General features: G+C 59.7%; 13 protein-coding genes, 1 tRNA gene and 2 pseudogenes. 11 read left to right on the top strand and 5 right to left on the bottom strand.

The window, feature by feature from the left end; translation table 11 throughout:
- The first annotated feature begins 49 nt into the window (after positions 1-49).
- From tolQ to MME58_RS15760, 3 genes are read left to right on the top strand one after another with little or no spacing between them, the layout of a single operon-like run.
- Positions 50-760: a protein TolQ gene (tolQ, locus tag MME58_RS15770; protein ID WP_055005156.1), complete on the top strand. Its 711-nt coding sequence runs from the start codon at positions 50-52 to the stop codon at positions 758-760.
- Between the two features lie 9 nt (positions 761-769).
- Positions 770-1,216 carry a protein TolR gene (gene tolR, locus MME58_RS15765; RefSeq protein WP_055005155.1) on the top strand — a complete coding sequence of 149 codons (447 nt, stop codon included), beginning with the start codon at positions 770-772 and terminating at the stop codon, positions 1,214-1,216.
- Positions 1,213-2,058 carry an energy transducer TonB gene (locus MME58_RS15760; RefSeq protein WP_055005154.1) on the top strand — a complete coding sequence of 282 codons (846 nt, stop codon included), beginning with the start codon at positions 1,213-1,215 and terminating at the stop codon, positions 2,056-2,058. Before tolR ends, MME58_RS15760 begins: the two co-directional genes overlap by 4 nt.
- 41 nt (positions 2,059-2,099) lie before the next feature.
- Here the strand turns inward: MME58_RS15760 and MME58_RS27850 are convergent.
- Together MME58_RS27850 and MME58_RS27845 are read right to left on the bottom strand one after the other, a co-directional pair.
- Positions 2,100-2,642: pseudogene (locus MME58_RS27850) on the bottom strand (methyl-accepting chemotaxis protein); the annotation flags it as partial.
- Between the two features lie 318 nt (positions 2,643-2,960).
- Positions 2,961-3,830, bottom strand: a pseudogene (locus tag MME58_RS27845) (HAMP domain-containing protein); the annotation flags it as partial.
- A 769-nt stretch (positions 3,831-4,599) separates the two neighbouring features.
- On the opposite strand from MME58_RS27845, the gene MME58_RS15750 reads away from it, so the two are divergent.
- A tRNA-Asn gene (locus tag MME58_RS15750) sits at positions 4,600-4,675 on the top strand.
- Between the two features lie 493 nt (positions 4,676-5,168).
- Here MME58_RS15750 and mapR read toward each other — a convergent pair.
- A complete protein-coding gene (mapR, locus tag MME58_RS15745) occupies positions 5,169-6,578 on the bottom strand; it encodes a GntR family transcriptional regulator MpaR (RefSeq protein WP_055005152.1) in 1,410 nt (469 codons plus the stop codon).
- A gap of 424 nt (positions 6,579-7,002) precedes the next feature.
- Between mapR and MME58_RS15740 the strand changes: the two genes are divergently transcribed.
- The gene (locus MME58_RS15740) at positions 7,003-8,481 is read left to right on the top strand and encodes a SulP family inorganic anion transporter (RefSeq protein ID WP_055005151.1); all 1,479 of its coding nucleotides are present in this window, start codon (positions 7,003-7,005) and stop codon (positions 8,479-8,481) included.
- 23 nt (positions 8,482-8,504) lie between these two features.
- On the opposite strand, the gene MME58_RS15735 is transcribed toward MME58_RS15740, so the two are convergent.
- Together MME58_RS15735 and MME58_RS15730 are read right to left on the bottom strand one after the other, a co-directional pair.
- Positions 8,505-9,680 carry a sensor histidine kinase gene (locus MME58_RS15735; RefSeq protein WP_055005150.1) on the bottom strand — a complete coding sequence of 392 codons (1,176 nt, stop codon included), beginning with the start codon at positions 9,678-9,680 and terminating at the stop codon, positions 8,505-8,507.
- 5 nt (positions 9,681-9,685) lie between these two features.
- Entirely contained in the window at positions 9,686-10,375 is a 690-nt protein-coding gene (locus tag MME58_RS15730; protein ID WP_055005149.1) for a response regulator, read from the bottom strand.
- 98 nt (positions 10,376-10,473) lie between these two features.
- Between MME58_RS15730 and MME58_RS15725 the strand changes: the two genes are divergently transcribed.
- The 6 genes from MME58_RS15725 (at position 10,474) to MME58_RS15700 (ending at position 20,512) form a co-directional block, all read left to right on the top strand.
- Positions 10,474-11,970, top strand: a complete 1,497-nt coding sequence (locus tag MME58_RS15725; RefSeq protein ID WP_055005148.1) for an efflux transporter outer membrane subunit — start codon at positions 10,474-10,476, stop codon at positions 11,968-11,970.
- Positions 11,967-12,818: a MipA/OmpV family protein gene (locus MME58_RS15720; RefSeq protein ID WP_055005147.1), complete on the top strand. Its 852-nt coding sequence runs from the start codon at positions 11,967-11,969 to the stop codon at positions 12,816-12,818. The genes MME58_RS15725 and MME58_RS15720 overlap by 4 nt, the downstream gene beginning before the upstream one ends.
- 82 nt (positions 12,819-12,900) lie before the next feature.
- Entirely contained in the window at positions 12,901-13,968 is a 1,068-nt protein-coding gene (locus MME58_RS15715) for an efflux RND transporter periplasmic adaptor subunit (RefSeq protein WP_055005159.1), read from the top strand.
- Positions 13,965-17,018: an efflux RND transporter permease subunit gene (locus MME58_RS15710; RefSeq protein ID WP_055005146.1), complete on the top strand. Its 3,054-nt coding sequence runs from the start codon at positions 13,965-13,967 to the stop codon at positions 17,016-17,018. The genes MME58_RS15715 and MME58_RS15710 overlap by 4 nt, the downstream gene beginning before the upstream one ends.
- Before the next feature lie 73 nt (positions 17,019-17,091).
- Entirely contained in the window at positions 17,092-18,333 is a 1,242-nt protein-coding gene (locus MME58_RS15705; protein ID WP_054985477.1) for a M20/M25/M40 family metallo-hydrolase, read from the top strand.
- A 469-nt stretch (positions 18,334-18,802) separates the two neighbouring features.
- Positions 18,803-20,512 (top strand): ShlB/FhaC/HecB family hemolysin secretion/activation protein, encoded by a 1,710-nt coding sequence (locus MME58_RS15700; RefSeq protein ID WP_054985489.1) that lies wholly within the window; start codon positions 18,803-18,805, stop codon positions 20,510-20,512.
- The last annotated feature ends 12 nt before the right edge of the window (positions 20,513-20,524 follow it).

Genomic DNA, 20,524 nt, shown 5'->3' with positions numbered 1-20,524 from the left:
TGTCATCAAGCGGTGTTAATCATTCGTTCCATTACAGAGGACTATCCCGATGCACGCCACCCTCGAACACATGACCGTCTGGGGCCTGATCAGCGATGCCAGCCTGCTGGTCAAGGCCGTGATGCTGATTTTGCTGCTTGCCTCGCTGGTCAACTGGTATCTGATCATCCAGCGCAGTCTTGCACTGGGCTATTACGAGCGGACGCTGGATGCCTTTCAGCAGCGCTTTCGCGGTGAAGCCGAGCTGGCACCGCTGTACGCCGAGAGCCGTTCGGCTCAAGAGGGCGCTGACGGTATCGAGCGCGTTTTCAACGCCGGTTATGCCGAGTACGTACAACTCAAACCACGCCCCGGCATCGAGCCTGACGTGGTGCTGTCAGGCGTCGAACGCGCATTACAGGTCGCCATCAGCGAGCAGGAGCTGAAACTGGAAAAAGGCCTGCAGTTCCTCGCCACCGTCGGCTCGGTCAGCCCTTACATCGGCCTGTTCGGCACGGTCTGGGGGATCATGAATTCCTTCATCGGCCTGTCTCAAGTGCAGCAGGCCACATTGTCGACGGTCGCGCCGGGGATCGCCGAAGCCTTGATTGCCACGGCCATCGGCTTGTTCGCTGCCATTCCTGCCGTTATCGCCTATAACCGTTTTGCCGCGCGTGGCCAGACGCTCACGGCCCGTTATTACAGCTTCGGCAATGAACTGCAGGTGCGCCTGAACCGCACCCTGCAAGGCCTGACCCGCAACATGGCCGCTGCGGCCTGAGGACTTGTCATGCTGGTCAAACCGCAACGCAAACATGGTCCGAAAGCTGAAATGAATGTCGTGCCCTATATCGACGTGATGCTGGTGCTGCTGGTGATTTTCATGGTCACGGCACCGATGCTGACCCAAGGCGTGAAAATCGAGTTGCCGAAAGTCGCCAGCGAAGCACTTGCCACCGACACGCGGCAGCGCATCGTGACCTTGTCGGTCAAGGCGCAGGGCGGTTATTACTGGAACCTGGGCGATATGGTTGACACTCAGGCGCAGACCGATCAAGCCGCAAGCCTTGAAGACATGCAGGCGCGCATTACCCGACTGGTGGCCGAGCGCAAGGATACGCAAGTGTTCATCCGTGCCGATGACAAGGCTGATTATGGCCGGGTAGTCGCCGCCATGGCGGCGCTGCAACGCAGTGGTGTGACGCAACTGGGGCTGGTGACCGAGGCACCGCAATGAACGCCCTGGCCCTCGACTATCACCCACCGCGCCGCGAATGGGTGAACTGGCCTTGGCTGCGCAGCAATGGCCTGGCCGCTGCTGTCGCGCTTGCCCTGCATGGTGCGTTGCTGGGCGGCCTCATGCTCGGCTGGAGCAGCCTCGACGCACCGCCCGTGCAGACCAGAACTCTGACGACCCAACTGCTGATTTTGCCGCCTGCGCCTGAGCCCGTTCCAGTCGCCGCTGCGCCGGTTATCGAGCCTGTTCAGCCGCCGCCACCTGCACCGGCTTCGCTGCCGATCACCCCGCCAGTGGAGGCTGCGAAACCGCAGGCAGAGCCGCAGCGTCAGATCGAGCAGGCCGCGCTGGCCCGCAAGCGCGTTGACGAGCAAAAGCGCGAGCGCGAACAGCAACAGAACGCCCAGCGTCTGCGCGAAGCCGAGCAGCACAAGCAACAGGAACAGCAGCGGCTGGCCGAGCAGCAACGTCAGCAGGGTGAGCAACAGCGTCAGGCTGAACAGGTGCGCCTGTCTGCAGAGCGTGCCCGCCAGGCGCAGCAGCCAGCACAGCAACAGGCTGCCGCCGCCGACAGCAGCCAGTATCAGCCGCTTAGCAAGCAGGCGCCGGACTATCCCGAACGGGCGCTGGACAAGGGCATCGAGGGGGATTGCACGGTCAGCTATGACGTGTCGCCGCAAGGTACGGTGGTCAATCCGCAAGTGCAGGGTGCCTGCCATCCACTGTTCATCCGTCCGTCACTGGCGGCTGCCCAGACCTTTCGTTATCAGCCAAGAATCGTCGACGGCAAGGCGGTGACGGTGTCCGGGGTGAAGAATACCTTTCACTACCGGATCAAATAGACAGCGGGCCTGACGCATTTTGCGGCAGGCCCGCACAGGTTTTAACTGACCTTGAAGCGTTGTACCAGGGCAATCAGGCGAGTGTTGGACTCGGAAAGGGCAGCGGTGCTGCGTTCGTTGCTGGAGCCGCCTTCGACCAGTTCTTCGACAATGTGGCGCACGGCAATGATGTTACGGCTGATTTCCTCGGACACCGCGCTTTGTTCCTCGGCCGCTGTGGCGATTTGCGTGCTCAGGTCGTTGATCTGCAGAACCGAGCGGGTCATGTCGTCCAGGCCGCTTGTTACGGCTGTGGTTTTGCCCGCCGTGGTCTGGCAGCTCTGGCGGGTTTTTTCCATCGCCGCTACCGCGGCGCTGACGCCCTGTTGCAGACTGCCGAGCATTTCGTTGATTTCCGACGTGCTGGCCTGGGTGCGAGCGGCGAGGGCGCGCACCTCATCGGCCACGACCGCAAAGCCACGGCCCTGTTCGCCGGCGCGTGCGGCTTCAATGGCGGCGTTGAGCGCGAGCAGGTTGGTCTGCCCGGCGATTTCGCCGATGACCGCCAGCACCGCGTTGATGCGCTTGGCATCCTGCTCCATCGACTGCACTTTGCTGGTGGCTGAATCCACCTCGCTGATCAGCGCGGTCACGCTGTCCGAGGCGTCGGCGACCACGGTTTTGGACACCTGCGCGTTCTCATTGGCCGACTGAGTGAAACTTGCCGTCTGCGCCGCACTGCGGGCCACTTCGTCAGCAGTGGATGACATCTCGGTAATCGCGGTGACGGCCTGGTCGGTTTCGTTGGCGTGGCGGATCAGAATGGCGTTTGTAACGCCCGCCTGGCTGCGAAGTTGCTCGATACCGCTGGCGATTTCGCGAGTGGAACTGCTCACGTCGAGCATCATCCGTTGCAGGTAGGCAATGAAGTTGTTGACCGACTCGCCCACCTGATCCACTTCATCGTGCCCTTTGACGGCAATGCGCCGGGTGAGATCGGCATCGCCGGCCGACAGCGTGTCGATATTGGTTTTAAGCACGCTCAGGCGGTTCATCAGCGCGCGCAGTGCGACAATCATCAGCACCAGAAGCACCAGCACCATTGGGATCTGCAACCAGGCCAGGGTCTTGAGGACGGTTTCGCTCTGGCTTTTCAGCAGGTCGGTGTTTTGCGCGACTGCCAGCAACCAGGGCGTTCCAGCCACTGGCATCAGAAACAGAGTCGATTCTTCACCGTCACTGTTTTGGTAGGTCAGACGCGAGGTACCCGTACCTTTGACGGCGAGTGCCGACTTGATGCCATTGATAAACGGCGATTGCGCCGCCAGCTCGGAGACATTGCGCAATACGATCTTGTCGCTGCTGCCCGGCACGTTGGAAAGAATCTTGCCATCGGCTTCGATGATCATGATCCGACCGTGTACTTCCTGTTCCTTGGCTTCAACCAGCTTGTTGAAAAAGCCCAGCGTCACGTCGATGGTCGACACGCCCCACGGCTGGCCGTCCTTGGTGATCGCCATGGCGCAATTGGTACGTGGCTCCGGGCTGGCGGCATCCTGATAGGCAGGTGCCCAGGCACACTGGCCGGCAGGAGAGCTCAAGCCGCCTTTATGCCAGCCCTGTTCGAAGTAATTGAGTGATTCAGGCGAGTTCCAGTGAGTGTTGACGATCAACTTGCCCGAGGCATCGCGGTGGTAGAACGTGCTGTGCTTGGCACGGCCTGGCGTGCGCACGTTCGGCAATGGCCAGATCCCGCCGCCAAACACCTTGGCTTCGCCGTACTGATTGACCATGAACGGCAGCAGGCGGTCGATATCGTCACTGGACAGTTGCGGCACCAGTTCGGTGATCACCCGCGCCTGCGCCTGTACGCGGGCCAGCTCGGTCTTGATCTCATCACTGATGTCGGCCGCCTTGGCGGTCAGCATGTTTTCATCGTTGGCGGTAAGCCTGGGGGACACGAACTGACCGATGCCATAAACCGTCAGAACAATGACCAGCGCCATGAATCCTACGAAGGTTGCGGTGTAGCGAGCTTGTACTGTCTTGAGCGAGGCCATTTTTTTGTTATACCTGAGCCGTAGGAAGGGGACTACCTAGTTCAGGTGTCGGCTGGGATAGGTGTTTCTTGATGTGTCATAAGCGCCAACTTCAGTACGATCAGATGAGCCTGGCGTTGAATGAGGCTGCCTGCAGAGCGTCTCGTGGCGGGTGCCAACGCGGACTGAACGAAAATAGAGGTGTTCTGCCCGCTTCTGGCTTCTGGCTTCTGGCTTCTGGCCGAAGGCCGTGGGAGCGGACTTGTCCGCGATCTGCCGGGAACCGGCAGCAAAACCGTTGCATGCGGGTACATCCAGTACAACCGAGCGGAACTGTTTGGGGCCGCTCGAAGCCCATCGTAACCGTCGTAACCTCCTGAAACTCCTACGGCCTCCGGGCAGAAGCCCGTTCTATGGCCATCTTGAGACGTGTTCGTCACGCTGGGCGCGCGCAAGCCGCAGCGCCGAAATTTTTTCAGCCCTTGCTTGACTTCCTTTTCCTAATCAGTAACATAGCGCTCATTCCGCGATAGCTCAGTTGGTAGAGCAAGTGACTGTTAATCACTGGGTCCCTGGTTCGAGTCCAGGTCGTGGAGCCATATACCGTTTCAGAGGCCGTTCGAAAGCATCTGAAAAAACCAAAAACCCGCCTTCTGGCGGGTTTTTTGGTTTTGAAGCTCATTCATTTCAGCTTGGATATCCATTGCTTAAAGAATGCAGGGCCAGTCAGCCACTGCCGGCAACTGCCGCGTGCAGGATCGGCGCGCTGCTGTTGAATGCCGTTTTTGCATCGTATGCATGGCCGTGAGCGATGAGCTTGCCGACGATGATTACTGCTCAATACGGCGAAATAGTCCCCAGCAAACCCACCGCTATCGCCAGCAACAAAAAACCTATCAATGAAAGTCCGAGCTTGCCCATGAGCGTCTCCTGCTGATCGATCTGTCTGTAACGAGTCGCAGGTTCCGGCTGCTGGCGGTTGTCCTGCGCGTTTTAATGCGTGGCCATTATCCTGCGCAGGTAGATTCTGGTACAGATTCAGAAACAGCTTAAAAATACGGATCAGATACGCCGCAGCCGAGAATGGATAACTCAGAATGACGCGATGATTCGTCCAAGCACCGCCATCGCCTGCTCGCTGCGTTCATCCCAAGGCGTGCCGTAGTTCAGGCGTGCGCAGTTCTTGAAGCGCTGCGAGGCCGAGAATATCGGGCCGGGTGCCAGGCTGATGCCTTGGGCCAGGGCCATCTGGAACACTTGCAGCGAGTCCACCTGCTCGGGGAATTCGAACCACAGAAAATAACCGCCAGCGGGCCGGGTGACGCGTGTCGCTGCCGGGAAATAGCGAGCCGCAGCGGCCAGCATCGCGCCCTGTTGCAGTTCGAGGGTGTCGCGCAATTTGCGCAAATGCCGATCGTAGCCACCGTGTTTGAGGTAATCGGCTATCGCAGCCTGGGCCGGAACCGAGGGCGATATCGTGGTCATGAGTTTCAGACGGTCAATCTGTTCGGTGTAACGCCCGCCTGCCACCCAACCCACGCGGTAGCCGGGCGCGAGAGTCTTGGAAAATGAACTGCAATGCATCACCAGCCCGCTGCGATCCAGGCTTTTGACCGGACGGGGAGCTGTGGCACCGTAATACAGCTCGGCGTACACATCGTCCTCGATCAGCGGTATTTGCTGCTGCTCCAGCAAGTCGTAGAGCCTGACTTTCTTCTCTTGGGTCATGCTCGCGCCCAACGGGTTCTGGAAGCTGCTCATGAACCAGCAAGCCTTTATCGGCAAACGTGTCAGGCTGTCCTGCAAAGAATCCAGATCCACGCCATCACGCGGGTGCACGGGGATCTCGACGGCTTTGAGTTTGAGCCGTTCCAGCACTTGCAGGCAGGCGTAGAACGCGGGCGCTTCGATGGCGACCAGGTCGCCAGGTTCGGTGACGCATTGCAGGCAGAGATTCAGGGCTTCCATCGCGCCATTGGTGATCACCAGCTCGTCGGCGGGCAGGCGTACGCCGCTGATCATGTAACGCAGGGCGATCTGTCGGCGCAGCTCGGAGTTCCCGGTGGTCATGTCGCTGACAATGCCCACTGGCGTCAGTGAACGCACTGCTGAAGCCATCGACTTTGCCAGGCTCGCCAGCGGATACAGATACGGGCTGGGAAACGCCGAGCCAAAAGGAACGGTGTCCGGGTTCTTGAGCGAGCCGAGCACTGAAAAGATCAGGTCGCTGACGCCCAGTTCGGTGCCTTCGCTGACATGGCTGACCAGTTCAGGTTCGATCAGCGCATTGGCAGCGTGCTCGCGCACGTAATACCCGGAGCGTGCACGGGCCTGAATCAGGCCCTTGTCTTCGAGCAGGTAATACGCTTTGAAGACTGTTGCAGGGCTGACTGACCAGGTACGGCTCGCGACCCTGACGGATGGGACTTTTTCGCCAGCGGGCAGAACACCGCTGCGAATCATTTCCGCAATATCGGCAGCGAATTTTTCGTAGCGTTTCATGGCAGGCTTCTGGGTAGACGACGCGCCTATCATGAGTGAAAACAGGCCCCGAAAACAGAGGCAGGTTATCCGGAAAAATGCATATCAGCCTCTTCAGGCGGGCCACTGCGCGGGCGGGCGCTTCGGTTCTCGACGCTGCGATGCGGGTGTTTGAGTCTTGAACCCCTCAAACGGTCGGGGCTATCATGCCCATGTCCTGCGACCCATCGAAGGAAAAACGCTTGTCCCTTTCCAACTGGCTGCCTACGCCGCCTTAGCGCTTCGCCCCCTCGCTACACCCTGACTGCCACCGTCTGCGGTCGCTTGTTGCTGTGTCCGTTTCACGGTCGCCGCCACCTCCATCACTACTCATTCGAAAACCGATGCACACGTACGTCCGGCATTCGCTGCTGCGCGTCCCGCTGTGTTCGACACAGGTGTTTCCATGCTCGAAAAAATCAAAGCTACGTGGTTTTCCAACGTCCGGGCCGATGTTCTCGCCGGGCTTGTCGTTGCACTGGCCCTGATTCCAGAGGCTATCGCGTTCTCCATCATCACGGGCGTAGACCCGAAAGTCGGGCTTTACGCCTCGTTCTGTATCTGTGTGGTCATCGCTTTCGTGGGCGGTCGCCCGGCAATGATTTCTGCTGCCACAGGTGCGATGGCCTTGCTGATGGTCAATCTGGTCAAAGAACACGGGCTTCAGTATCTGCTGGCCGCCACGTTACTGTGCGGCGTACTACAGATTGTTGCGGGGTATTTGCGCCTCGGAGAGCTGATGCGCTTTGTTTCGCGATCAGTCGTGACCGGCTTTGTGAACGCGCTGGCGATTCTGATTTTCATGGCCCAACTGCCAGAACTGACCCATGCGACCTGGCCGGTCTATGCCATGACGGCGGCGGGCCTGGCGATTATCTATCTGTTCCCGCGCGTGCCGTTGCTGGGCAAGCTGCTGCCGTCGCCGCTGGTGTGCATTCTGCTGCTCACGGCAATGTCCATTTACATGGGGATGGATGTACGTACGGTGGGCGACATGGGCGCGCTGCCTGACAGTCTGCCAATCTTCATGTGGCCGGACGTTGCGCTGAATCTCGACACGCTGTTGATCATACTGCCGTATTCCGCGGCCCTGGCGGTGGTGGGCCTGCTTGAGTCGATGATGACCGCAACCATTGTCGATGATCTGACCGATACCGACAGTGACAGGAATCGTGAGTGCAAAGGGCAGGGCATCGCCAATATCGCCAGTGGTCTGATCGGCGGCATGGCCGGTTGCGCGATGATCGGCCAATCAATGATCAACGTGAAGTCGGGGGGCAGAACACGACTCTCAACCCTCAGCGCGGGCTTGCTGCTGTTGATCATGATGCTGTTTCTGGGCGACTGGCTGGCGCGTATTCCAATGGCTGCGCTGGTAGCGGTGATGATCATGGTCTCGATCAGTTGGGAGTCGATCCGCAACCTCAAACAGTACCCGCTCTCGACCAATATTGTGATGGTCGTGACGGTGATCGTAGTGGTGGCCACCCATAACCTTGCCTATGGCGTGCTGGTCGGGTCTCTGCTGGCCGCCATGTTCTTTGCCAGCAAGATCGGCCGTTATCTCGACGTCACTTCGCGCCGCGATCCCGAGCACAGCCACCGCACTTATTACGTGACCGGGCAGGTGTTTTTCGCCTCTGCCGAGCGCTTCATGGCGTCCTTCGACCTGCGCGAAAACGTCGAAACACTCGCCATTGATCTGCACGAGGCGCATTTCTGGGACATCACTGCAGTTGCCGCGCTCGACAAGGTTGTGCTCAAGCTGAGGAGGGCGGGTATCAGTGTGGACGTTGTCGGCATGAACCAGGCGACGGCCACGCTCGTGGACCGGTTTGGCGTGCACGATAAACCGGAGCGCATCGATTCGTTGATGGGGCATTGATTTGCAAGACCAGTCGAGCAGGATCAGGCCGGGATCTCCAGGCGGATTACCGATCCGCCGCCAGGCCTGTTGCGCACTCCGATAGTGCCGTCATGCTCAAGGCAAATGGCCCGGGCAATGGACAGACCCAGTCCGCTGCCTCCGGAATAGCGCGCCCGGGAACGTTCGGCGCGCCAGAACCGGTCGAATACCTGTTCAAGGTTCTCCGAGCCGAAGCCAGGCCCGCGGTCCGAGACGGTCAGCTCCATGCTCCGTGCGCTGGCTCTGCCGACGATCAGCAGTTCACCGCCCATCGCCGAGTAACGCAGTACGTTATCGACGAGAATATTGACCACCTGACCCATTCGGTCGCGGTCTGCGGTGACGGTCAGTCTCTGGGGAATGTCGATTGTCACGATAACGCCTGCCTCATCGAGCTGTGTGGCAAACCAGCCGATACGCTCGGCGACCAGTTTTTCCAGAGAAAATACGGTTTTGTCCAGGGTCAACTGACCGGCGCTGGCCAGCGAAAGAAGGTGCAGATCACTCACCAGCTTGTTCAGTTGGTCGAGCTGTCGGTGGACCATTTGCAGTTGTGTCAGATCGCGTGGGAACACCTCATCGATCATGCCTTGTATGCGCCCCATGGCGGCGTTCAGCGGCGTGCGCAGTTCGTGAGCAATCATCGCGCTGGATTCACTGACCTCCAGTTCGTAACGGCCCAGTTGGGTGGTCATGGTGTTGAAGTCGCTGACCAGCGCCTGCAATTCGTCCGGGTCTTTGGCGCTCATCGGCAGGCGTGTCTTGAAGTCGCCCTGAGCCACCTGACGTGCGCCTCTGGCAATCGAGGAGAACTGGCTGGAAAGCGGGCGGGAGAACAGAAAACCGAAAAATATGATGATCGGGATGGCTATCATTACCAGCGCTGCCAACACCCACCATTCCTTGTTGGCAATGCCCGGCAACAGGTTCTCGATCGGGTAATACTCGAAGAACAGCTCGCGAAGCTTGACCATGTCCATGGCAGGTTCGGCCTGCAGCCGCATGAATTCCATGCGCACCTCGGCTGGCATTGCCTGCAATGTGAGCCAGTCAGATACCGTGACATGCAACCACATGCAGAACGCAATGATGATCACTGCGCCCACGGCCAGCATGCTCATGCGCATGCCGACCCAGTGCCATAGCGGTTTCTGCCTGTGTCTGAAAAAGCGTCGCATGGGCTTCACCTGAATCGATAGCCGACAGAGCGGACCGTCACCAGCACATTGTCCACACCATGAATTTCGAGTTTGCGACGCAGGTTATGGACGTGCGCATCGACAACCCTGGCCAGCGCTTCGCTGTCGGGCAGGCAGATTTCCAACAGCTCTTCGCGGGTGAAGGCCTTGGAAGGGGTTTTCAGCAAGGTCGACAGTATCTTGAACTCGGTGGGCGTCAGGTCGAGCAGTGTGTCTGCGCTGTCGAGCCCTTCAATGATGGCGGTGACTGCATCCAGGTCCACCAGCAGGTTCTTGTAGCGCAAGTGACGGTCATTGTTGCCGTTCTGCTGCGAGCGCCGCAGGACCGCGTGCACGCGGGCCACCACTTCCTTGGGGTTATAGGGCTTGACCACGTAATCGTCGGCCCCGTAGCGCAATGCGCCGAGCTTTTCCGGTTCATCGCCCATGGCGGTGACCATGATCACCGGTGTATCGCTGCAACGGCGGACTGCCGACAGTACGTCCGTGCCACTGACCAGCGGCAGCATGACGTCCAGCAGAATCAGGTCGGGTTTCCACTGGCGATGCATATCGATACCGCGCTGCCCGTTTTCGGCCAGCCCTACGCTGAACCCGTCACGACGCAGGTAAGCCTCGAGAATGCTGGCGCTGTCGGCATCGTCTTCGACGATCAGAATGCGTTTTCCTGACACAAGAATGCCTCTTGATCAAATCTTGATAATTCACGAACGGTTTATTGAAAGTCGACGTTCAGGATTACGTCCAGTGCCCACTGTCGCGGACAGATCCTATGCTGATGAGTACACCGCTGTCCAAGCGTATCCGCAACCTCGGATGCTGTTGCCTGGCAATGCTGGCGAATCTGGTTTTTTCGGGTTGCTCGCTGGCTCCTGCGTATCAGCGCCCGGCACTGCCGGTTCCTGCCGACCAGCTTTCCGGGGTCGTACCGGCACGCGAGACGTCCGCTGCCATCGCGCTGACCGGCGACGAAGAGGCGCTTGTTTCCGAACTGTCGCCGCAGGGTGAATTGCGGGCTCTGCTGCAGTCAGCGCTGACGTTCAATCGGGATTTTCGCGTGGCGGTGCTACGGGTCGAAGAGGCCAGGGCCATGCGCGGCATAGCTCGAGCCGGTCGTTTTCCAACGATTGCAGCAGGCGTGGAGCGTGACCGTCAGCACTTCGATAATGCTGCCGCCGACGAGCGATATGGCCAGGACATCTCTATTGCCTCGGTGGGCATTTCTGATTTTGAACTGGATTTCTTCGGGCGCTTGCGCAGCCTTTCCGACGCCGCGCGTCATGACTATCTGGCCAGCACGTACGGCCAGCAGGCGGCGCGCAGTGCGCTGGTTGCGGAAGTGGCGCGTGCCTGGCTGGCCGAACGTCTGGCCGCCGCCGTGCAGCAGGATGCGCAGACCGTTCATGATGCCCGATTGATGTTACTGAAAGCGGCCGAAGAGCAGCAGCGTCAAGGTGCCATTTCGCTGGACGATCTCATGGTGCAGCGCCTTGACACGCTGACTGCGCAGCAGCAGGAGCAGGATGCCGTAAGCGGTCACGCCAACGCCTCGCAGGCGCTGCTGTTGCTTACCGGCTACTCGACGGCGTTGCCGACCACCACGCCGGACACGCCTGTACTGACCGCTGCGCTGGTCGACACGCCAGGCTGGTTGTCGAATCTGCCATCTCGGCGTCTGCTGGAACGTTTTGATATCCGTCAGCATGAAGAAGCGCTCAAAGCCAGCAATGCCAACATCGGGGCCGCCCGCGCAGCGTTCTTTCCATCCATAAAGCTCAGCACCGGCGCAGGCCTCCAGAGCGACAGCCTGCGAACATTGTTCAGCAGCGGCAGCGGTGCCTGGTTGTTCACCCCGCAATTGAATCTGCCGTTATTCGACGGTGGACGCAATCAGGCCAACCTGGACCTTGCGCGTGTGCGGCAGCAGATCGCGGTCGCCGAGTATGAAAAGGCCATTCAGAACGCTTTTCGTGAGATGGCCGGTGTGCTGAGCCGTCGCCAGCAGGCCTTGGGCCATGTCCGCAACGATATCGAGCGCGTCGCGCTGGTTCAGGAAAAAGTGCGGCGCCTGTCTTTCGAGCTCAATGCGGGTGCGGCCGAACGTACAGCATTGCTGGCGTCCACCATCCGCATCGCCGAAGCCGACGCAGCCGGGCGCAAGTCCCTCAATGAGCTGCAGCAAAACCGTATCGATCTTTTTCAAGTGCTTCGCGGAGCACAACCGGCACCCCCCCCCCCAATCCTGAATGAAACCGGAGTATCACCATGAGCCATGAAATCTCTCGTCCTCCTGCACGTAGCGCCCTGCTCAAACCTGCGCTTACCGTGTTGATCGCCTCTGCGGCGATGACACTGGTCGGTCAGGCTTGTGCCCAGGACAGTGCATCTACTGAAAGTCAGTCGATGCTCGGCGACAGCTTCAACGTCAATTTTGGTCTCGGCATGGCGGTACTGCCTCGCTATATGGGCGCTGATGAATACCGCAGTCAGGTGCTGCCGATGGTCACGATCCAGCGCGGCATCTTTTTCGCTGATACCGCTCGTGGGGTGGGGCTGCAGTGGCAGTCGGATTCGGGGTTCGGTGCCAGCGCTGCACTGAACTACGACTTTGGCCGTACCGAGAAAAACAGTACAAACCGCCCTGGCTCCAACGAACTGAGAGGGATGGGCACCGTCAAGGGCGCGACCGTCGGCGATTTCATGATCTCTCAGCAGCTCACGCCGTGGTTGTCGGCCAGTGCCGAGGCAGAATTGCGGGTGGCTGGCGAAAAGCGCGGTAACCGCTACCGCTTGGGTTTTGAATGCATCGCCTACCACAGCCAGACCGATACCGTGACGCTCGATATCGATGCGCATGCCGGTGATGGTCGTTACAACCAGACCTATTTCGGTGTGAGCCCGCTCCAGAGCCAGCGCACCGGGTTTTCCAGATTTACCGCAGACAGCGGGATTTACGCGTACTCGGCTGCGCTCGCCTGGCAGCACACCTTTGACGCCCACTGGTCGACCGTTGCAAGCGTCGGGGTGACTCACTACACCGACCAGACCCGTGGCAGCCCGCTGGTCGAGACTGATGCCGAGGGCAGCGGCCTGATTGCTTTGAATTACGCGTTCTAAAGGGATGAGGCCTGTCATGCGATTCCATTCTGATGCGTTTCCTGCTGTGCAGCGATGTGTTTCACACGCTTGCAGTGTCGTCCTGATCGCCCTGATGGTCAGTGGGTGCAGCGATAAACATACGCCCGGCGTCACGGCCATCCGTGCCGTCAAGGTTGAAGCGGCACGGGCGGGAGAGGGAGCCACGGTGCGCTTTATCGGCACCGTTCGGCAGCAGGAGCGCGCCAGTCTGGCTTTCGAATCGGCAGGCTCCCTGACCGAGCTGCGGGTCGACATCGGCGACAGCGTTGAAAAGGGCCAGTTGCTGGCCAGTCTCGATCCCCAGCCTGCGCAGTTGCACCTGCAAGAGGCCCAGGCCAGTTTGCGCCTCGCCAAGGCTCATGCGGTGGAGCGCGAGCTTGATTATCAACGTCAGAAGCGTTTGCTCGCGGCAGGCAGCGTTGCTCAGGGCGTGGTCGAGTCGGCCCTCTCGTCCAGCGAGCAGGCTCGGGCCGAGCAGCTCCGGGCGCAGGCCGAACAGGCGCTGGCTCGTCGCGAACTGGACCGCACCCGGTTGATCGCACCCTTTGCCGGGCGAGTGGTTGCACGTCTTGCAGAACCGCGAACCGTGCTGCCAGCCGGGCAGGTGGTGCTGGATATCGAGTCCGGGGCAGGGCAGGAGGTCGTGGCCGCTGTTCCGCTGACACTTGCCGAGACGCTTAAACCGGGCGACCTTGCCCGAGCCTCGAGCACGGCAGACGGAACTGCCGGGTTTGATCTGGTACTCGAAGGTATCTCCCCGCGCGCCGAGGACGGGCTGGTCAGAACGGCTGTATTTCGTCTGCTGCGGCCTGCCAGCCGCTTGCCCAGCGGCGTCACCCTGCTGGTGCAGTTGCATCCCGATGCCGGCACACAGCCCTTGTCGGTTCCGGTTCAAGCGTTGTGGATGGGAACCGGCAGCGATGTGGCCGAGGTCTTTGTCTACCAGCCGGGCGGAACAGTGGCCATCCGCTCTGTCTCGCTGGGCAGGATCAGGGATGGCCGGGCGCTGATCGCCGGCGGTCTGGTTGCGGGTGAGCGAGTGGTCACTGCCGGTGCTGCTTTCCTGCAGGACGGGCAGACCGTCACGCTGTTCGAGCCTGGCACCCGCTTGAGCGGGGGCACGCAATGAGCCTTACCCACCGCGCAATGGGCGCAAGCCGCCTGACTCTGTTTGCTGCCTGCCTGATTTTGCTGGCCGGCGTGGCGACCTTTTTGGGCTTTCCTTCTCAGGAAGAGCCTTCGGTAACTGTTCGCGATGCACTGGTCAGCGTGTCTCTGGCCGGACTTTCTGCAGAGCGCACGGAAGAGCTGCTTGCCAGGCCGCTCGAGGAGCGTATCCGTGAACTGGCCGAGATCAAGAATGTGGTCACCACGGTCCAACCCGGCCGGGTGATTGTGCAAGTTACCGCGTATGACAACATCAAGGACCTGGGGCTGTTGTGGCAACGACTTCGGGCGAAGGTGGGCGAAACCAGCGGAGTGTTTCCGCCGGGCACCCAAGGGCCGTTCGTGGATGACGATTTCGGTCGCGTGGCCGTGGCTTCCGTCGCGCTGACGGCACCAGGTTTTTCCATGAGCGAGATGCGTGCGCCGATAAAGCGCTTGCGCAATCAGCTCTATGAGCTCAAGGGCGTCGATCAGGTCGAGCTGTATGGTCTGCAGGACGAGCGAATCTACCTCGACTTCGATCACCAGACACTTGCAGCAGCCGGACTTTCGCCTCAACAGTTGCTCCAGCAGTTGCAAAATCGCAACCTGATTGCACCGGGAGGCAGCCCGGTCATTGGTCAGCAGAGCACCACTCTTTCGGTCAGCGGCGAGGTGCTTTCGCTTGAGCAGCTTCGTCAGTTTCCCGTGCAATTGCCCGGCGGGCAGATGGTAGCGCTGCATGACCTGACACGGATATCGGTGGGCCCCGTCGACCCGCCGGAAACCGAGGCGATCTATCAAGGGCAGGATGCTGTCGTACTGGCCGTATCGATGCAGCCCGGCCTCAATGTACAAACGTTCGGCACCGCGCTGCGCAAGAAACTTGGAGAGCTGGAACAGCAACTTCCGGCCGGCTTCACTTTGCACATCGTGACTTTCCAGTCCAGCGTGGTTCAGCACGAGATGAACAAGATGTATCACGTTATGGCCGAAACGGTCGTTATCGTGATGTGTGTTGTCATGCTGTTTCTGGGCTGGCGTACCGGCCTGGTGGTCGGGGTGATTGTGCCCCTTACCATCCTCAGTACGCTGCTGGTCATGCGCTCGCTGGGAATCGAGCTGCAGACAGTGTCGATTGCCGCGATCATTCTGGCTCTGGGCTTGCTGGTGGACAACGGGATTGTCATCGCCGAGGACATCGAGCGACGTCTGCATGCCGGGGAGGATCGGCGACGGGCTTGCGAGGAAGCAGGGCGCACGTTGATGATCCCTTTGCTGACCTCGTCGCTGGTCATCGTGCTGGCGTTTTCTCCATTCTTTCTGGGGCAGACCAGCACGAATGAGTACCTGCGTTCGCTGGCGATCGTGCTCGCTACCACGCTGATCAGTTCGTGGCTGCTCAGTGTCACCGTGACGCCCCTCTTGTGCTTTTACTTCGCCAAGGCGCCAGCGATGGCCGAGTCGACCGATGATGTCGATGAGTATGCATCGGTATTTTACCGTGGCTATCGAAAAATCATCGAGGGGCTGCTGAATCATTCCCTGATCTTCATCGCCAGCATGATGGGGTTGCTGGCCGTTGCAGTGGTGGTGCTGACCCAGGTGCCTTACGACTTTCTGCCCAAGTCCGACCGCATGCAGTTCCAGATCCCGCTGGTGCTGGAGCCTGGCAGCAGGTCACGCGCCACCTCACAAGCCGTGCGCGATATCAGTCAGTGGCTGAGCAGCGATCAGGACGTCAAACACAGCATCGGCTATGTCGCCAATGGCGGGCCAAGAATCGTTCTTGGTCTCAATCCGCCGTTGTCCGCGCCGAACATCGCCTACTTCACCGTCAGCGTGCGCGAAGGTGCCAATCTCGATGCGGTGATCGAGCGAGCCCGGCATTTCATCCTGACCCAGCACCCCGAAATCGAAGCGCAACCTAAACGATTCTCGATGGGAACCACCGAGGCAGGGATTGCGGTTTACCGTGTCATCGGTCCTGACGAAAAAGTACTACGGAATATCGCCCGCAGAATCGAACAGGCCTTGTCGGCGTTGCCGGGAACGCTGGACGTCCACGATGACTGGCGCACCCGTTTGCTGCGCTATGACGTGGTCGTCGATCAGTACAAGGCGCTGCATGCCGGTGTTTCCACTCAGGACATCGCTCAGGCGCTGCAGCTCAGGAACAATGGCTTGTCTGTGTCATCGTTGCAGGATGGCGAAACTGCGGTGGCGATTGTGGCTCGTGAACAGGGCACCCCGACCACGCCTGTAAGTGATCTGGACAGCACGCTGATTTACCCGGCTTCCGGGGCTGCGCCGTTGATGTTGTCGGCGATCGCCACGGTCGAGCCGGAGGCCGAAGCGTCGACCATTCAGCGCCGCAATCTGGAGCGCGCGATAACGGTGGTCGGGCACAATCCATCGCTGACCGCCACGTCGATCATTGAGCAGTTGGCACCGAACATTGCGACGCTCAACATGCCTGCGGGTTACCGCATTGAACTGGGCGGCGAAATAGAGGACTCGGCCGAGGCTAATCAGGCGCTGCTGCAGTACATGCCGCATGCACTGGTGGCGATGCTGTTGTTGTTCGTCTGGCAGTTCAATTCGTTTCGCAAGTTGCTGATCGTTATTTCCAGTGTGCCCTTTGTGCTGATTGGCGTGGCGCTGGCCCTGGTGCTCAGCGGGTACCCATTCGGCTTCATGGCAACCTTCGGATTACTGTCGCTGGCGGGGATCATTGTCAACAACGCGGTTTTACTGCTCGAACGCATCGAGGTTGAGCGCGGATTGGGGCTGCCGGTTCGTGACGCGGTGGTCAACGCCGCGATCAAGCGGTTACGGCCAATCGTGATGACCAAACTGACCTGCATCATCGGGCTGATTCCATTGATGCTCTTTGCCGGCCCGCTCTGGGAAGGTATGGCGATCACCATCATGGGCGGTCTTGCATTGGGTACGTTGGTCACGCTTGGGTTGATCCCGATTCTGTACGGGCTGCTGTTTGATCGGTTCGAGCGCTGGCGCACGGCGAGCTGACTCATGACGACCGGTGCTTGTGTAAGGTATGGTCCTGAAAACCTCGACCAACCGAACACAAGGACGGAACAACATGCGCTCATTCTCCCGCTCGCCACTGGCCGCTCAACTTGCCTTGGCGCTGGCGTTGACAGCTCTGGCACCAGCGGCCCTGGCCGAACCGCACAAGGCGATCCAGGCCGATGCCGAGCACTACAAGGACGACGCCTTGAAACTGCTGGAGCGTCTGGTGAACATCGATTCAGGTTCCGGGTATGTACCGGGTCTGACCAAAGTCAGTGACATCGCGATTGAGGAACTCAAGCAGCTCGGTGCAACCATCGAGCTCGTTCCCAATACTCCAGAGGCCAGCAATCACGTGGTTGCCACCCTTAAAGGCACCGGCAAGGCAAAGATTCTGCTGATGGCGCACATGGACACCGTGTTCAAGGAAGGTTCTGCGGCCGAGCGTCCGTTTCATATCAAGGAGGGGCGTGCCTACGGCCCGGGCGTCATGGATGACAAGGGCGGCATCGTGGCCGCCATCTACGCATTGAAGGTGTTGCACAACCTGAAATTCACCGACTACGCGCAGATCACGGTATTGCTCGACGCCAGTGAAGAAACCGGTTCAGGTGTCGCTACCGAGCTGATCAAGAAGACCGCGAAAGAGCACGATGTCACGCTGAACCTGGAGCCCGGTCGTCCGGCCGATGGCCTGGTGGTGTGGCGCAAGGGGTCTGCAACTGCACTGGTCGACGTCAAGGGCAAGGCATCGCACGCGGGCGTTGCGCCGGAACTGGGACGCAATGCTGCCACCGAGGTTGCACATCAGATCCTGCAACTCGGCAAGCTGGGTGACGAGGAGAAAAAAACCACCATCAACTTCACGGTGCTCAAAGCGGGGGATCGCACCAATGTGATTCCTGATCAGGCCAGCGCCAAGGCCGACGTGCGTGCAGCCGTGCCGGAGGAGTTTGATCGGGTCGAACAGGACCTGGCCAGGGTATCGGCCAACAAGCTGGTGCCTGACACGGAGGTCAAGACCAGTCTGGTCCGTGGCCTGCCGCCGATGCCGCAAACCGCGCAGTCCGATGCATTGGTCGCGACGGCGCAAGGCATCTACGGCGAACTGGGCCGTAAGCTGACCATTGAGGGGAGCGGGGGTGCGGCTGATTCAAGCCTGTCTGCCAGCGTGGGTACACCAACGCTGGATGGCTTCGGGATTGTCGGTGGCAATATCCATACGCCCGAAGAGTATGCCGAAGTGGACAGCGTGGCACCGCGAATCTATCTGCTGTCGCGGATGATCATGAAGTTGTCCGGGCAACCGTGATTCGAGAAGCCTCCCGCGCATGTCACGGGAGGCTTTTTGAACCGATGACCCGCTTTCAAACAGATACGGGGCTGCAAGGACTCGATGCAGTGCACAAAGGAAAGCCGCACTTCTCCTGAGGTAAAGAGGGGTTGGCTCAGCCAATGCTTTCGCTCAGTCGCCCACGATCACCGTCATTTTCCTGGTACATCTTCAGCCCCGGCACGAGTCCGCTTCAGACACTATCGCGGTTAGTGCACCTGCCTATATTTAATTATGACCTTAATGCTACATCGCGCAGGTACGCTGCCTCCGATCAATATTGAGCATCGGATCTCGAACTCAGGGTCGATGATCAATGCTGCTCAATTTGAATGTTAAAAAGTTCAACAAAACGGATACATGGTCGATACAAAAATTTGACGCCATATTGATGGCGATCTAGTATTGCCCGCCTTTTGATATCAATATGCTACTGCAAGGACGCACCGTGTATCCCCATGTTCCCAGACTGGCTTTGCTGCTACTGCTCGCCATCGCGCCAGCTACTTCGCTCGCAGCCACTGTCCCCGCCAGTTCACCCGGTGAACAAGACCTTATCCGCGACCGTCAGGATCGCCTGCTTGAAGAGCAGCGCCGTCGCCTTGAAGAGCTCAAAGACCTGCCGGGCAAACAAACGGCACCCGTCGCCCCCAGCGCGCCTGCCGATACCCGCTGCTTCACCATCAATCGTATCGAACTCAAGGGTGCCGACTCGCTGTCGTCCGTCGAGCGTGACGCGCTGACCGCGCCGTATCAAGGCAAGTGTCTTGGTGTTGCGCAGCTCAACGAGCTGCTGAAAGTCATCACCGATCACTACCTCGAAAAAGGCCTGGTGACGACTCGGGCCTATCTGCCACAACAGGACCTGTCCACCGGCGACCTGCAAGTGCTGGTCATCGAGGGCAAGCTGGAGCACCTGCGCGGCGATGCTGCCAGCGGCCTGTCGACACGTGAGCTGGCCATGACTTTTCCCGGCAGGGAAGGCCAGATGGTCAACCTGCGTGAAATCGAGCAGATGGTCGATCAGCTCAATCGTCTGCCGTCCAATCAGGCGCAAATGGAACTGACCCCCGGCCAGGTCGTGGGTGGCAGCGATGTGGTCGTCAAGAACACTCCGCAAAAGCCGTGGCGTGCCAACCTGTCGCGTACCAATGAGGGCCAGCGCAGCACCGGTGAGCAGCAGTGGAATGCCGGGCTTGAGTGGGACAACCCGTTGGGGCTGGCCGATCAGTTCAGCTTGCGCGGCGGCCACGATGCTATCAGCGACCGGCAGAAAGCCTCGCGCAACGCTTCGCTTGCCTACAGTCTGCCGTGGGGCTGGTGGACGTTCAGCTACTTGTACAACACCAGCGAATATCGCTCGGTGGCGCAGGCTTCGAACATTAACTTCAAGCAGGACGGCGACAGCCAGAACCACCAGTTCAAGGTCGAGCGGGTGGTGTATCGCGACGCGCTGAGCAAGACCTCGCTCAATGCCGGTCTGTCCTGGCTGCGCACCAACAATTATGTCGAAGACAGCAAGCTGGCGGTCAGTAGCAATCGCCTCACTGAGGCGCAGTTCGGCATCAACCACGGGCGGCGGGTCGGTTCGGCGTTCGTCAACATCGATCTGGGCATGCAGCAAGGCAGCGGTGCTCTGGACGCGCAAGGCAACCACGATCCTCGCCCGGGTGAGGCGGATGCACGTTATCGCAAATACACCGGCACCCTCAGCTACCTGCATCCCTTTCAGCTGTGGGGCGAAAACCTGAGCTTCACCAGTCTTGCCACCGGGCAGCGCAGCGAGGATGTGCTGTTCAGCTCGCAACGCACCAGCCTGGGCGGATCGTCGTCGGTGCGTGGTTACAAGGATGAATTTTTGTCCGGTGACAGCGGTGGCTACTGGCGCAATGAAATGCGTCTGACCCGTCCGGTGACGCTGGACTGGTTGCGCCCGGTGTTCGCCGAGTATGGCGCGGCCGCCGGTTACGACCAGGGTGTGATTCGCAACGACCGTTATAACGGTGACCAGCATGGGCGCTTGTCCAGCAACTCGTTCGAACTGTTTACCCGAGGCCGGCACGTCGCGGCTTCAGTGACCTTTGCGCATTCCCTGGAACGTCCCGATGTGATCGAGCGTGAAGCACCGATCTATTTCCGTATGGACGTCTTTCTTTAACAACGCCGCTTT

The sequence above is a fragment of the Pseudomonas syringae pv. tagetis genome (genome assembly GCF_022557255.1).
Classification (GTDB): Bacteria; Pseudomonadota; Gammaproteobacteria; order Pseudomonadales; family Pseudomonadaceae; genus Aquipseudomonas; species Aquipseudomonas caricapapayae.
The sequence above is the reverse complement of the archived record's forward strand: the minus strand, read 5'-3'. Positions and strand labels throughout refer to the sequence as shown.